The organism is Enterobacter cloacae complex sp. P15RS, assembly GCF_014895905.1.
GTDB lineage: Bacteria > Pseudomonadota > Gammaproteobacteria > Enterobacterales > Enterobacteriaceae > Enterobacter > Enterobacter quasihormaechei.
The window spans coordinates 132,061-145,748 of record NZ_JADBQL010000002.1; the positions used below are offsets into that span (position 1 = coordinate 132,061).

At 53.2% G+C, this 13,688-nt stretch carries 14 protein-coding genes; 9 read left to right on the forward strand and 5 right to left on the reverse strand.

Annotated features, from left to right (window positions below; all coding sequences use genetic code 11):
- Positions 1-366 carry a GtrA family protein gene (locus tag IM267_RS01335; protein ID WP_193032534.1) on the reverse strand — a complete coding sequence of 122 codons (366 nt, stop codon included), beginning with the start codon at positions 364-366 and terminating at the stop codon, positions 1-3.
- 174 nt (positions 367-540) lie between these two features.
- Here IM267_RS01335 and ogt point away from each other — a divergent pair, with 174 nt between their 5' ends.
- From ogt to uspE, 3 genes are all read left to right on the forward strand, one after another.
- On the forward strand, positions 541-1,056 hold the full coding sequence (gene ogt, locus IM267_RS01340) for a methylated-DNA--[protein]-cysteine S-methyltransferase (RefSeq protein WP_193032535.1): 516 nt from the start codon (positions 541-543) through the stop codon (positions 1,054-1,056).
- A gap of 183 nt (positions 1,057-1,239) precedes the next feature.
- A complete protein-coding gene (fnr, locus tag IM267_RS01345; protein WP_000611906.1) occupies positions 1,240-1,992 on the forward strand; it encodes a fumarate/nitrate reduction transcriptional regulator Fnr in 753 nt (250 codons plus the stop codon).
- A 138-nt stretch (positions 1,993-2,130) separates the two neighbouring features.
- Positions 2,131-3,081: a universal stress protein UspE gene (gene uspE / locus IM267_RS01350; RefSeq protein ID WP_003857535.1), complete on the forward strand. Its 951-nt coding sequence runs from the start codon at positions 2,131-2,133 to the stop codon at positions 3,079-3,081.
- Between the two features lie 40 nt (positions 3,082-3,121).
- Here the strand turns inward: uspE and IM267_RS01355 are convergent, their stop codons facing one another.
- From IM267_RS01355 to pntA, 3 genes are all read right to left on the reverse strand, one after another.
- Positions 3,122-4,231, reverse strand: a complete 1,110-nt coding sequence (locus IM267_RS01355) for a mechanosensitive ion channel family protein (RefSeq protein WP_063866858.1) — start codon at positions 4,229-4,231, stop codon at positions 3,122-3,124.
- 107 nt (positions 4,232-4,338) lie between these two features.
- Positions 4,339-5,727, reverse strand: a complete 1,389-nt coding sequence (pntB, locus tag IM267_RS01360) for a Re/Si-specific NAD(P)(+) transhydrogenase subunit beta (RefSeq protein WP_112793063.1) — start codon at positions 5,725-5,727, stop codon at positions 4,339-4,341.
- Between the two features lie 10 nt (positions 5,728-5,737).
- The gene (gene pntA / locus IM267_RS01365) at positions 5,738-7,267 is read right to left on the reverse strand and encodes a Re/Si-specific NAD(P)(+) transhydrogenase subunit alpha (RefSeq protein ID WP_193032536.1); all 1,530 of its coding nucleotides are present in this window, start codon (positions 7,265-7,267) and stop codon (positions 5,738-5,740) included.
- A gap of 535 nt (positions 7,268-7,802) precedes the next feature.
- Here pntA and ydgH point away from each other — a divergent pair.
- The 3 genes from ydgH (at position 7,803) to folM (ending at position 11,077) form a co-directional block, all read left to right on the forward strand.
- Complete coding sequence (gene ydgH, locus IM267_RS01370; RefSeq protein ID WP_063451508.1) at positions 7,803-8,747, forward strand: DUF1471 family protein YdgH; 945 nt, start codon at positions 7,803-7,805, stop codon at positions 8,745-8,747.
- A gap of 185 nt (positions 8,748-8,932) precedes the next feature.
- Entirely contained in the window at positions 8,933-10,315 is a 1,383-nt protein-coding gene (locus IM267_RS01375) for an amino acid permease (RefSeq protein ID WP_063866860.1), read from the forward strand.
- Positions 10,316-10,354: 39 nt separating this feature from the next.
- Positions 10,355-11,077, forward strand: coding sequence for a dihydromonapterin reductase (gene folM / locus IM267_RS01380; protein ID WP_193032537.1), 723 nt, complete (start codon positions 10,355-10,357; stop codon positions 11,075-11,077).
- Here folM and IM267_RS01385 read toward each other — a convergent pair.
- Positions 11,074-11,409, reverse strand: a complete 336-nt coding sequence (locus tag IM267_RS01385; protein WP_063451511.1) for a GlpM family protein — start codon at positions 11,407-11,409, stop codon at positions 11,074-11,076. The two genes, folM and IM267_RS01385, sit on opposite strands and share 4 nt — an antisense overlap.
- 127 nt (positions 11,410-11,536) lie before the next feature.
- On the opposite strand from IM267_RS01385, the gene rstA reads away from it, so the two are divergent.
- From rstA to iraM, 3 genes are all read left to right on the forward strand, one after another.
- Positions 11,537-12,253: a two-component system response regulator RstA gene (gene rstA / locus IM267_RS01390; protein WP_063866862.1), complete on the forward strand. Its 717-nt coding sequence runs from the start codon at positions 11,537-11,539 to the stop codon at positions 12,251-12,253.
- Positions 12,254-12,500: 247 nt separating this feature from the next.
- A complete protein-coding gene (locus IM267_RS01395; protein ID WP_193032538.1) occupies positions 12,501-12,761 on the forward strand; it encodes a hypothetical protein in 261 nt (86 codons plus the stop codon).
- Positions 12,762-13,072: 311 nt separating this feature from the next.
- A complete protein-coding gene (gene iraM / locus IM267_RS01400; protein WP_074161062.1) occupies positions 13,073-13,441 on the forward strand; it encodes an anti-adapter protein IraM in 369 nt (122 codons plus the stop codon).
- The last annotated feature ends 247 nt before the right edge of the window (positions 13,442-13,688 follow it).

The window sequence follows — 13,688 nt, forward strand, 5'->3', positions numbered from 1 at the left end:
TCAATCCTTGAATATTACACAGCGAGAAAATACAAAACCTAACACCATGCTGATGAAGGAGAAAAGGCACAGCGTAAATACCGCAGGTAGATCAACAATTTCCGAAACTTTCCCCGTAGACCATGCCAGGCAGGACATTACGGCCATAAATAAAAGATACTTATGCAACGCCCGCTTTTTATTAAAGGTCCAGACGGCGTTCACCACAAAGCTAAACGATGCTGCAAAAAAGAAGGCCGTAACGTTAGCGAGACTTTGCGGAAATGAAAATAAAAAACAGGTTAACAGGAAGACCAGCGCATGAATAATCGTGTTCGCCACGCCGACAGAGATATATCGCATGAATATAAATAAAGAAGCACGCACGTTTTAAGGTATCCCCAACAGTAACGTGCAGAGTATAGGGTGCCGCTCTCAGAAAATATTCTGATCCCGCTTAAATATAATCTGAAAAATCTACCCCTCTTGTTCCAGGGCAGGATCTTGAACAACGGCACATTTCCCGACATGATAATGTTTTTAGCTTTGCAGGTATCTCTTATGCTTACGCTGTTACAGGAATTGATTCCCACGCCTCTGGGACCTCTGTGGGTAATATGTGATGAGCAGTATCGCTTACGCGCGGTCGAGTGGCAGGAACACAGTGACCGTATGGTAGCGCTGCTGGACATTCATTACCAAAAAGAAGGCTATCAGCGCAGAGATACCGTTAACCCGGGTGGTCTTTGCGAAAAGCTTACGGCCTACTTCGAAGGCGATCTTGCCATCATTGATACTCTGCCAACCGCCACGGCGGGCACCACTTTCCAGCGCGAGGTGTGGCAGGCGCTGCGTAATATTCCCTGCGGGCAGGTGATGCACTACGGTCAGCTGGCAGAGCAGCTTGGCCGTGCCGGTGCGGCGCGCGCTGTCGGTGCGGCAAATGGATCTAACCCCGTCAGCATTGTGGTGCCTTGCCATCGCGTGATTGGACGTAACGGCACCCTGACCGGCTATGCCGGAGGCGTTCAGCGCAAAGAGTGGCTGCTGCGTCACGAAGGGTATTTTCTGCTGTAATTCCCAGGCTATTTGTGCCTATTTTTCTTCCCCTTAGGCTAATAATCCTTAATCAATCTGTGGAATTTCAAGGAGATGGCAATACGCTGCCCTCTCTTGCCTTTATTGAAGGATTGCCAGGCTTACGTCCTTACCAAAAAGATGTTAAAATTGACCAATATCAATTAAGGCTTGAGCAAACCTATGATCCCGGAAAAGCGAATTATACGACGCATTCAGTCTGGCGGTTGTGCTATCCATTGCCAGGATTGCAGCATCAGCCAGCTCTGTATCCCGTTTACCCTGAATGAGCATGAACTCGATCAGCTTGACAACATTATCGAGCGCAAAAAGCCTATTCAGAAAGGGCAGACGCTGTTTAAGGCGGGAGACGAACTGAAATCGCTCTATGCTATCCGTTCTGGCACCATCAAAAGCTACACTATCACCGAACAGGGCGACGAGCAGATCACCGGCTTCCATCTGGCAGGCGATTTAGTCGGCTTTGACGCCATCGGGAGTGGCCATCACCCGAGCTTTGCTCAGGCGCTGGAAACCTCTATGGTCTGCGAAATCCCGTTTGAAACGCTGGACGATCTGTCCGGTAAGATGCCGAACCTGCGCCAGCAGATGATGCGTCTGATGAGCGGTGAGATCAAAGGCGACCAGGATATGATCCTGCTGCTTTCCAAAAAGAATGCGGAAGAGCGTCTGGCCGCGTTTATCTACAACCTCTCCCGCCGTTTCGCGGAACGCGGATTCTCTCCGCGCGAGTTCCGTCTGACCATGACGCGTGGCGATATTGGTAACTATCTGGGCCTGACCGTGGAAACCATCAGTCGTCTGCTGGGTCGTTTCCAGAAGAGCGGAATGCTGGCGGTTAAAGGTAAGTACATCACCATCGAAAACGGTGAAGCGCTGGCGATTCTGGCCGGTCACTCCCGTAACGTGGCATAACCTTCCCGGATATCTGTTGCCAGGTCGATAAATTTTCATGATTTATTGATCTGGCAAAAACTTCCCCCCTGTTTCATTCAAGATATATAGGTTACTCTTTTACTTACAGACTGTGGTGACAGTTGTAAGGAGACCTGTATGGCAAAGTATCAAAACATGCTGGTGGCTATCGATCCTAATCAGGACGATCAGCCAGCATTACGACGTGCTGTGTATTTACATCAACGGATTGGCGGCAAAATTAAAGCCTTTTTGCCGATTTATGACTTCTCATACGAGATGACCACCCTTCTGTCGCCTGACGAGCGTACCGCTATGCGTCAGGGAGTGATCAGCCAACGTACCGCGTGGATCCGCGAGCAGGCGAAATATTACCTGGAAGCGGGCGTACCTATCGATATTAAAGTGGTCTGGCACAACCGCCCTTTCGAAGCCATTATTCAGGAAGTGGTGGCCGGTGGGCATGACCTGCTGCTGAAAATGGCGCACCAGCACGACAAACTGGAATCCGTGATTTTCACGCCGACCGACTGGCACCTGCTGCGCAAATGCCCTTGCCCGGTATGGATGGTGAAAGATCAGCCGTGGCCTGAAGGCGGGAAAGCGGTCGTGGCGGTCAATCTGGCCAGCGAAGAGGATTATCACAATTCGCTGAACGAGAAGCTGGTGAAGGAGACCCTTCAGCTTGCCGACCAGGTTAACCACACCGAAGTCCATCTGGTGGGAGCGTACCCGGTTACGCCAATCAATATCGCCATCGAGCTGCCTGAATTTGACCCGAGCGTGTATAACGACGCGATTCGCGGCCAGCATCTGCTGGCAATGAAAGCGTTGCGCCAGAAATTCAGCATCGATGAGAACATGACGCACGTAGAAAAAGGATTACCGGAGGAGGTTATTCCGGACCTGGCAGAGCATTTGCAGGCCGGTATTGTGGTGCTGGGCACCATTGGCCGCACCGGGATTTCTGCCGCGTTTCTGGGGAACACCGCCGAGCAGGTGATCGACCATCTGCGCTGCGACCTGCTGGTTATTAAGCCGGATCAGTATCAGACGCCGGTTGAACTGGACGATGAAGAAGACGATTGACCTAAAATGAAAGCCCGCCGGTAACGGCGGGCTTTTTTTATTACGCTTCGCTCAACCGCTGGGCGGGCGCCTCGTCGCCCGCGTCCATCCAGGGCGCGTGAAGAACCATGCTCGGCAGCGCCAGCTTAATCTCCTGCTGATTCAGCCCTTCCAGAATACGGATGTTGATTTCCTGCTGAATATCCATGTACTTGTTGTAATCCGCCGTATTAACGATATGAACCACCTCGAAGGTCAGACGATCGCGATCGAAGCCCAGGAAATGGGCGCGGTCAAACTTCGTTTCCCCGACGTCGGTAATGATCTGTTTAACCATCTCACCCACAGAACGCAGTTTATCCGGCGCCGTGTCGCTGGCGACGCCGAAGGTAAAGACGATTCGGCGCGTTTGCATCCGCTTATAGTTATGCAGCGTCTGTTGCAGCAGGATGGCGTTCCCGCAGACAATCTGCTCCCCGCTCAGGCTGCGGATACGGGTGGTTTTCAGACCGATGTGCTCGACCGTGCCGGCGACATCGTTAAACACCACAAAATCGCCAATTTCGAACGGCTTATCAAAACCGATGGAGAGCGAGGCGAACACGTCGCTCAGGATCGTTTGCACCGCGAGGGCGATTGCAATACCCCCTACCCCAAGGCTGGCAACCAGAGCAGTGATGTTGACGCCCGCGTTAGCAAGAATAGACAGCAGCATCACTGACCAGACAATGGCACGGAGGATGAGCCCCGTGATCACCAGCGTAACCGGGTTTTTATGGCTTCCCGGTGCCAGCATGACGTGACGAAGCCACGACACAACCCCCTGATCCATCCACAGCGCCACCTGAATGGCGAAGACCAGGAACCAGGCGTGGCTCACGGTGCCAAAGAGATGATCCGGTAAGTCAACGAAGCGCAGGCTGAACAACAGCGCCACGACAAACAGCAGGACGCGACTTGTGCGGTTAAGCATATCCGTCAGGATAAAGCGCATCCGGTTGGTGGTGGGATGCTTGTCGCCCCAGGTGGTGATGCCTTTCTTCACGAAGGCGATCAGGCGCGTGAGCAGCCAGTATACCAGCAGCGTCACAATGACCACCGTGGCGACGCCAATCCAGAATGATGGCGTCATCATCAGCGCGATGATGTCGAAGCGGGACAGAAATTGCATTACACCTCCTCGTATTACACAAAGGGTAAAGTATAGACAGAGGAAAATGGCTGACCGCAGAAATAAGAAAACCGCCCCTGGGGGCGGTTTGGCAGGATGAAGCGAAATTAAAGCGATTTCAGAATCGCATCCACGCTGGCCTTGGCGTCGCCAAACAGCATGTGGGTGTTCTCTTTAAAGAACAGCGGGTTCTGCACGCCAGCGTAGCCGGTATTCATAGAGCGTTTGAAGACAATGACGTTCTGCGCCTTCCACACTTCCAGAACCGGCATGCCCGCAATCGGGCTGCGCGGATCGTCCTGCGCCGCCGGGTTAACGGTGTCGTTGGCGCCAATCACCAGCACGGTGTCGGTGTCGGCGAAATCATCGTTGATCTCATCCATTTCCAGCACGATGTCGTAAGGCACCTTCGCTTCCGCCAGCAGCACGTTCATGTGGCCTGGCAGACGCCCCGCCACCGGATGAATACCAAAGCGCACCTTGATACCGCGCGCGCGCAGTTTTTCCGTGATTTCCGCCACCGGATACTGCGCCTGCGCCACCGCCATGCCGTAGCCCGGGGTGATGATGACGGAATGCGAGTTTTTCAGCATCTCTGCGGTGTCTTCCGCGCTGATCTCTCTGTGTTCGCCCACTTCTTCGTCAGAGCCGGTAGAAGAACCGTCAGAACCGAAGCCACCGGCGATGACGCTGATGAACGAACGGTTCATCGCCTTACACATGATGTAGGACAGGATCGCACCGGAAGAACCGACCAGCGCACCGGTGACAATCAGCAGGTCGTTGCTCAGCATAAAGCCTGCCGCCGCCGCTGCCCAACCGGAGTAGGAGTTCAGCATGGAAACGACCACCGGCATATCTGCCCCACCGATAGACGCCACCAGATGCCAGCCGAACGCCAGCGCGATAATGGTCATCACCAGTAACGCCAGCACCTGCAAGCCTACGCTTTCGGTGCGCACGAAGACGACCAGCAGCACAAAAGAAACGACCAGCGCCGCCAGGTTCAGCTTGTGGCGGTTAGGCAGCATCAGCGGCTTAGACGAAATCTTACCGCGCAGCTTGCCGAACGCCACAATCGACCCGGTGAAGGTCACTGCACCGATGAAGATGCCGAGGAACACTTCGGTCAGGTGAATGTTAACCAGAATCGGCTCCAGGCCCGGTTCGTGGTACAGGTAGCTGTTGAAGCCCACCAGCACCGCAGCCAGACCCACGAAGCTGTGCAGAATAGCAACCAGCTCCGGCATCTCGGTCATTTCAACGCGTTTCGCCAGACGAATACCAATCGCGCCGCCGATGATCATCGCCACCAGGATCCACGCCACGTTGCCGGTGTCCGGCCCGAAGATAGTGGCAATCAGCGCAATCGCCATCCCGGCGATACCAAAGTTATTTCCCTGCTGAGACGTTTCGTGTTTGGAAAGCCCCGCCAGACTGAAAATAAACAGGATTGCAGCAACAATGTATGCGGCTGTGACTAATCCTCCAGACATATGCTACCCCTTAGCCTTTACGAAACATTTTCAGCATGCGCTGAGTCACGGTGAAACCACCGAAAATATTGATGCTGGCGATCAGCACCGCAATAAAGCTCAGGAAGCTGATCCAGCCGCCGTGACCAATTTGCAGCAATGCCCCAACCACGATAATCCCGGAGATGGCATTGGTGACCGACATCAGCGGCGTATGCAGCGCATGGGAGACGTTCCATACTACGTAGTAACCGACCACGCAGGAGAGCGCGAAGACGGTGAAGTGGCCAAGGAACTCTTTTGGCGCGACGTCCGCCAGCCAGCCAAACAGGATAATGACCAGCGCCATGATGGCGTATTTGCGCCACGGTGACGCAGGTTTTGCTGGCTCAACGGGCTCCGGCGCCGCTTTCGGGGCAGCCTGAGGCTGAGCAGAAACCTGAATCGGCGGTGCAGGCCAGGTGATTTCACCTTCACGCACCACGGTCACGCCGCGCACCACGACATCATCAAAATCAACGGTGATGTTGCCGTCTTTCTCTTTACAGAGCAGTTTCAGCAGGTTAACGAGGTTCGTGCCGTACAGTTGAGAGGACTGGGTTGGCAGACGCCCCGGCAGATCGGTATAGCCGATCACCTTCACGCCGTTCGCGGTCGTCGTCACCTGATTTGGCACGGTATATTCACAGTTACCGCCGTTTTGCGCCGCCAGATCGACAATCACGCTACCAGGCTGCATGGAGTCTACCATTACACGGGTGATCAGCTTCGGTGCAGGTTTACCCGGAATAAGCGCGGTGGTGACAATAATGTCCACCTCCTTCGCCTGCGCTGCAAAAAGCGCCATCTCCGCTTTGATAAAGGCTTCAGACATGACCTTGGCGTAACCATCACCGCTGCCCGCCTCTTCCTTGAAGTCCAGCTCAAGGAACTCGGCGCCCATACTCTGCACCTGCTCCTTCACTTCCGGCCGGGTGTCAAACGCGCGGACGATAGCGCCCAGGCTGTTTGCCGCCCCGATAGCGGCAAGACCTGCCACACCGGCACCAATCACCATCACTTTTGCGGGTGGTACTTTACCTGCCGCCGTAATTTGACCGGTAAAGAAGCGACCAAACTCATGAGCAGCTTCGACAATGGCGCGATAGCCGGCAATGTTCGCCATAGAGCTCAGCGCATCCAGAGACTGCGCGCGCGAAATACGCGGCACGGAGTCCATTGCCATCACGGTGACGCCGCGTGCCGCCAGCTTCTCCATCAGCTCCGGGTTTTGGGCTGGCCAGACAAAGCTCACCAGCGTAGTGCCCGCGTTCAGCAGTTCAATTTCACTCTCTTCCGGTGCATTGACCTTCAGAATAATGGGTGATTGCCAGACTTCAGCACCGTCCACGACGTCCGCGCCAGCCTGAATAAAGGCCTCGTCATCGAAACTCGCCAGTTTGCCCGCGCCGCTTTCAATCGCGACGGTAAAACCCAGCTTAAGCAGTTGCTCCACCGTTTTCGGTGTTGCCGCTACGCGGGTTTCATTGGCTAACCGTTCTTTTGGTACCCCAATACGCATAGTTTTCCCTTCCATCGGTTTTTGATGATGGTTTGTCGATAATAGCCCGCGGTTTGTATCAATTTTCGCCAGCGTGATAGCGGCGGAGAATGATTAACCCCGGAAAATAAAACAGTAACAAACTTTCTATAACCTACTGAAAATAGCGCCCGCGATCTACCGCCAGAAAACACTATTTATTACTTTATCTGTGAAAAATAAGCGATCGGGGTCACTGACAGAGATATTTACCTTAAATTCGCCTTCAGGACCGATAAATCGCGCAAGCGAAGCGGTAAAAACATGATATAGCGCCATAAAAGAACAACTCATTAACATTGAATTAACTTGTAAAAGTCATATGCTTTATCAGTTTTGCTTGTCAAACGTCTGTTTTTTCCACATATCACTAAATGTTATCGAATCAGATCCTTTGGTGAGCACAGGCTGTGAAAAATGCCGCAGACAGCGACGGGTGTTAAATGCCATAATCGGGACCGTCTCAAATTAACAACAACACCAGTACATGGTTTGCGCAAGGCGAAGGATTATTTTTATGAAGCTTAAGAACACACTCCTGGCGTCCGCACTTCTTTCCGCGACCGCCCTGTCTGCGAATGCCGCGACAGAGTTAACGCCGGAGCAAGCGGCAGCGTTAAAACCTTTTGACCATACGGTCATTGTGGGTCGCTATAACTCCATTGGCGATGCCGTCGCCGCTGCATCAAAAGCCGCCGATAAAAACGGCGCTGCCTCGTTTTACGTTGTTGACCAGTCCGATCAGGGCAACAGCGGCAACCAGCGCGTGACCGTTGCGCTGTACAAAGAGAATGCCCCGAAAGCGGATGAACAGAAAAACCGCGTGATTAACGGCATTGTTGAACTGCCGAAAGATCAGGCCGTTCAGCTGGAACCGTATGATACCGTTACCGTTCAGGGCTTCTACCGCAGCCAGCCTGAAGTTAACGATGCCATCACCAAAGCCGCGAGAGAAAAAGGCGCTTACGCGTTTTACATCGTGCGTCAGGTAGATGCCAACCAGGGTGGAAACCAGCGCATCACCGCCTTCATCTATAAGCAAGATGCGAAAAAACGCGTGGTGCAAAGCCCGGATGCGATTCCAGCGGATTCAGACGCCGGTCGCGCTGCGTTAGCGAAAGGCGGTGAAGAAGCGAAGAAAGTGGAAATCCCGGGCGTAGCAACGTCTGCTGCACCAAGCGCTGAAGTGGGCCGTTTCTTTGAAACCCAATCCACGAAAGGCGGCCGTTATACCGTTACGTTGCCAGACGGCACGAAAATTGAAGAGCTGAACAAAGCCACCGCCGCGCAGATGGTGCCGTTCGACAGCATCAAGTTTACGGGCAACTACGGCAACATGACGGAAATCTCCTATCAGGTGGCGAAGCGTGCCGCGAAGAAAGGCGCGAAGTACTACCACATCACCCGCCAGTGGCAGGAACGTGGTAACAACCTGACCATCAGCGCCGATCTGTACAAGTAACAAAACGGTTTCACAAAGGCGGCACACTGCCGCCTTTTTTGTTACTTTTTTTCTGATTTCTGCCCCACGTCATTGCATGCATCCGTCACACTCCGTAAAATCCCGCGCCTTAGTGTGATCCACCATTTTTATGCGCCTTAGCGAAATAATTATTCTGGGTTTGGACCTTTCATAACAGGAAGCCAATGGAAAAGAAACTTGGCCTGAGTGCTTTAACTGCACTTGTATTGAGCTCAATGCTGGGCGCGGGTGTATTCAGTTTGCCGCAGAACATGGCGGCCGTTGCCAGCCCTGCCGCATTACTGATTGGCTGGGGCATTACCGGTGTCGGGATTTTGCTGCTGGCGTTCGCCATGCTGCTGCTGACCCGTATTCGCCCGGATCTGGACGGCGGGATATTCACTTACGCCCGTGAAGGTTTCGGCGAGCTGATTGGCTTCTGCTCCGCCTGGGGTTACTGGCTGTGTGCGGTGATCGCCAACGTCTCCTATCTGGTTATCGTCTTCTCGGCGCTCAGTTTCTTTACCGATACGCCCGAGCTGCGCCTGTTTGGTGACGGCAATACCTGGCAATCCATCGTCGGCGCCTCGGTGCTGCTGTGGATCGTCCACTGGCTGATTTTGCGCGGTGTTCAGACCGCGGCCAGCATCAACCTGGTGGCGACGCTGGCCAAGCTGGTACCGCTTGGCCTGTTCGTCGTGCTGGCCTTCCTTGCCTTCCGTCTCGATGTGTTTACGCTCGATTTCAGCGGCATTGCGCTGGGCGTCCCCGTCTGGGAACAGGTAAAAAATACCATGCTGATCACCCTGTGGGTGTTCATCGGTGTTGAAGGGGCCGTCGTGGTCTCTGCCCGCGCGCGCAACAAGCGCGACGTGGGACGCGCCACGCTGCTGGCCGTCCTGGCGGCGTTGGGCGTATATCTGCTGGTGACGCTGCTGTCGCTCGGCGTGGTGGCCCGCCCTGAACTGGCGGAAATGCGTAATCCGTCCATGGCCGGGCTGATGGTGAAGATGATGGGCCCCTGGGGTGACGTGATAATCGCGGCGGGTTTAATCGTCTCCGTCTGCGGCGCATACCTGAGCTGGACCATTATGGCCGCGGAAGTGCCGTTCCTGGCCGCCACGCATAAAGCGTTCCCGCGCCTCTTTGCCCGTCAGAACAAAAACAGCGCGCCATCGGCCTCGCTGTGGCTCACCAACATCAGCGTGCAGGTTTGTCTGGTGCTGATCTGGCTCACAGGTTCGGACTATAACACCCTGCTGACCATCGCCTCCGAGATGATTCTGGTACCCTATTTCTTAGTGGGTGCATATCTGTTAAAAATTGCGTCCCGCCCGGCACACTATGCGGTCGGCGTCGGCGCCTGTATTTACGGTCTATGGTTGTTGTATGCTTCCGGCCCGATGCATCTGCTGCTGTCTGTGGTGCTTTACGCGCCGGGCCTGCTGGTGTTTATCTATGCTCGCCGTACGCATCAGCTTGATAACGCCCTTAAACGCCGCGAAATGGCGTTGATAGGTCTGCTGTTAGTCGCTGCCGTGCCGGCAACGTGGATGTTAATGGGATAGCGCCGCCTGTCCCATTGTTCAACTGAAAAGGAGATTACGATGGGACACTCGCAGCAACGCCCAATATTGATCACTGGCGCAGGCCGTCGCATCGGCCTCGCCCTCGCCCATCACTTTCTCAATCTTCGCCATCCGGTTATCGTCAGTTACCGAACGGAGTACCCCTCCATTGAAGGGCTTCGAAATGCAGGGGCGGTATGCATTCAGGCGGATTTCTCCACGGATGAAGGTATCCTCGCCTTTGCGGAAAACGTAACATCCACCACCCACGGGCTGCGGGCGATTATTCATAACGCCAGCACCTGGATCCCTGAAAAAGCCGGACATTCGCTCAGCGAAACGCTTGCCTGCATGATGCAGATCCACGTTAACGCCCCTTATCTGCTCAACCATGCCCTACAGGATCTGCTGCGCGGACACGGCCATGCCGCAGGCGACATTATCCATTTCACCGATTACGTGGTGGAGCGAGGAAGCGACAAACACATCGCCTACGCGGCCAGCAAAGCCGCCCTGGATAATATGACCCGCTCGTTTGCGCGCAAGCTGGCGCCCGAGGTGAAGGTCAACGCGATTGCTCCGGCGATGATTTTGTTCAACGAGGGCGATGATGCCGAGTATCGCCAGCAGGCGCTCAACAAGTCGCTGATGAAAATCGCGCCCGGCGAGAAAGAAGTGATCGACCTGATCGATTATCTGTTGACCAGCTGCTACGTCACGGGCCGAACGTTTGCCGTGGACGGTGGTCGTCCGCTGCGCTAGTGAAAGCGGCTCCAGAAGAATATGAGCACCCAGGCGCTGAGGCTCCAGCAGACCACCGCCCCGCCCAGCGCCACGGGCAGACGCAGAAACCCGGTGAAGTACCACAGCGACAGCAGATAGATAAAATACGGGATGATTGACCACATCCCGAAGACGATCGTGGCGCGCAGCGCCTCAATACCCCGCTCGGAGGCCACGATATAGTGTGCGATTAACGCAAAGGTCGGGAACAGCGGGATCAGCCCGGCAATGTAATAGTTCTTCGTTTTAGCCAGCACCCCAATCAGTAACACCACCAGCGCACCCAGCGCGGCTTTTATCACCAGCCCCATGCTTTTCCCTTAACAATCAAATAACAATGTTACGCAGCATAACGGAACTCCGGCTAATTGAGAAAGATTAATGGAAGGTTAAGGTTGCGCGGTGTATGTTGACGTTTTTCGCGATAACAGACGTTGTATGAATAAGATTGTTTATGTTGAAGATGAACCCGAAGTGGGGCAATTGATCGCCGCTTATCTGGGTAAACATGATATGGACGTGGTTGTCGAGCCTCGTGGCGATCGCGCTGAGGACGTCGTCACCCGCGAAAATCCGGATCTGGTGCTGCTGGATATCATGCTGCCTGGAAAAGATGGCATGACGCTCTGCCGGGATCTGCGCGCGAAGTGGGACGGCCCGATCGTGCTGCTGACCTCGCTGGACAGCGATATGAATCATATTCTGTCGCTTGAGATGGGTGCTAATGACTACATCCTCAAAACCACGCCCCCGGCGGTCCTGCTTGCCCGCTTACGCCTGCATCTGCGCCAGCGCGCCAGCGCCGAACGGGAAGCACCTGCGCCTTCTTTAACGCCGCATAAAGCGATGCGGTTCGGCACGCTTTCTATCGACCCGGTTAACCGCCAGGTTACGCTTTCCGGTGAGCTGATTGCACTCTCAACCGCAGATTTTGACCTGCTGTGGGAGCTGGCAACCCATGCCGGGCAAATTATGGACCGGGACGCGTTGCTGAAAAATTTGCGCGGCGTCAGTTACGACGGGATGGATCGCAGCGTTGACGTGGCGATTTCACGTCTGCGTAAGAAACTGCTGGATAGCGCTACTGAGCCCTACCGCATTAAAACCGTGCGCAACAAAGGCTACCTGTTTGCACCGCACGCCTGGGAAACCTGATGGTGCCCGGCGCATAAGACTTTTCTTGCTATTACAGCAAGATGTTGCATAATTGTACGTATGCACTTCTCCTTCTTCTTCAGGGCACATGCCAGCAGCAGCGACATAAACCAGGAACCGCTTCTGCCGCTTGCCCCAGTTCTTCTTAACCTTCAGAGCTTCTAAGCAGTGACACGCTTCTGACAGTGACGTTGCAAGCCGTACTTCTCCAAAAAAATCTTGATATGAGGATTTAAGCCCATGAAATATGTATAGCTACGATGATGTAGATAACATTAAAACCAACCTTGAATGGATTGTTCATCAAACCACAGCCAGCCAAATGCTGCCTACCCGGCACGACCAAAAAGCCCTCTTTAATCTTCTGGAACTGATCCAGACCTATGAAGCGCTCCTTGAACTGATTGACGAGCACGGTATTTCCGTCATTGATGAGGGTATCGCGGAAGGCCTGTCGATTACCGAAAAGCTGATAGCCAAAGTGAAACGTCCGGGAGACGCCATTTAATTATTTTGCGCATTGCCATTACGATGTGTTTTTCCATCGTAATGGCAATGAAACGTTCGGACAATTCCTCAAGATTACACCGAAATGTTAAAACCTTTTCTCGATCAAAATTTAACCGACACTCTCCTTCCGTGAGAAAAAATCATAAAAAAAACCCTCACCTCCGTGAGGATTATATCATTGAAATGAAAGGGAATAATCTATACCCAAATAAAATAACGATCAATATCAATAAGTTACGATATTGATTAACTTGAAATCTCGTGCTAAACAAAATTACAGACTTATCATCCTAACCTGAGGGAAGCATAATGGCATGGCGCGTTTTAAGTTCTGTGATCTGTCCTAATACAGGCATTGTTTACTCCTGCATTGTTGGCCTTAAACTGATCAGATTAATTATCTGGTACGAAAGCGATATATATTTAGTGCCGGGAGACAGAATTCACCCTACGAAAAACGGCGTGTTCATTAATGGAGAATTTAGCCAGATATCACTCTATAACGTGTCACCCTACCGGGAAGCGCTATGGGAAGAGATAAAAAATAAAATGGCGTGCCCGTTTAATAAAGAAAGCGAAACAAAAACCTGTTCCTATTCAGTGCATTGTAACGCGCGAAAATGCCCGCACGGCTTTACCACTAATCCGTTAATAATAGGATTACGGCGTAATCATTAATATCGCTAACGAATAACCTATGCCTGCAATGCTCTGATTCGATAAGAAACCTTAATGAGTTGGAGCCCTTTCTTGCGCACACCCCTTACGTTCCAGAAAGCCCGCGCCTGGTATTATGCGCTGCTCCGCCGTGATGAATGTTGTCAGCAGGTGTAAACCCTGCTTTGATAGCGTTAATGATGGTGAACAGAAACGCTAGCGTTGCGTGTCGGTGATATTTAATGAAAAAGCTGTTTGTACAGTTTTA

What these genes read in the sequence shown, in the direction of transcription:
- uspE (WP_003857535.1), top strand. Translation starts at nt 2,131, where the DNA reads ATGGCAAAGTATCAAAACATGCTGGTGGCTATCGATCCTAATCAGGAC.
- rstA (WP_063866862.1), top strand. Translation starts at nt 11,537, where the DNA reads ATGAATAAGATTGTTTATGTTGAAGATGAACCCGAAGTGGGGCAATTG.
- folM (WP_193032537.1), top strand. Translation starts at nt 10,355, where the DNA reads ATGGGACACTCGCAGCAACGCCCAATATTGATCACTGGCGCAGGCCGT.
- ogt (WP_193032535.1), top strand. Translation starts at nt 541, where the DNA reads ATGCTTACGCTGTTACAGGAATTGATTCCCACGCCTCTGGGACCTCTG.
- pntA (WP_193032536.1), bottom strand. Translation starts at nt 7,267, where the DNA reads ATGCGTATTGGGGTACCAAAAGAACGGTTAGCCAATGAAACCCGCGTA.
- fnr (WP_000611906.1), top strand. Translation starts at nt 1,240, where the DNA reads ATGATCCCGGAAAAGCGAATTATACGACGCATTCAGTCTGGCGGTTGT.
- IM267_RS01395 (WP_193032538.1), top strand. Translation starts at nt 12,501, where the DNA reads ATGTATAGCTACGATGATGTAGATAACATTAAAACCAACCTTGAATGG.
- IM267_RS01355 (WP_063866858.1), bottom strand. Translation starts at nt 4,231, where the DNA reads ATGCAATTTCTGTCCCGCTTCGACATCATCGCGCTGATGATGACGCCA.
- iraM (WP_074161062.1), top strand. Translation starts at nt 13,073, where the DNA reads ATGGCATGGCGCGTTTTAAGTTCTGTGATCTGTCCTAATACAGGCATT.
- IM267_RS01375 (WP_063866860.1), top strand. Translation starts at nt 8,933, where the DNA reads ATGGAAAAGAAACTTGGCCTGAGTGCTTTAACTGCACTTGTATTGAGC.
- pntB (WP_112793063.1), bottom strand. Translation starts at nt 5,727, where the DNA reads ATGTCTGGAGGATTAGTCACAGCCGCATACATTGTTGCTGCAATCCTG.
- IM267_RS01385 (WP_063451511.1), bottom strand. Translation starts at nt 11,409, where the DNA reads ATGGGGCTGGTGATAAAAGCCGCGCTGGGTGCGCTGGTGGTGTTACTG.
- ydgH (WP_063451508.1), top strand. Translation starts at nt 7,803, where the DNA reads ATGAAGCTTAAGAACACACTCCTGGCGTCCGCACTTCTTTCCGCGACC.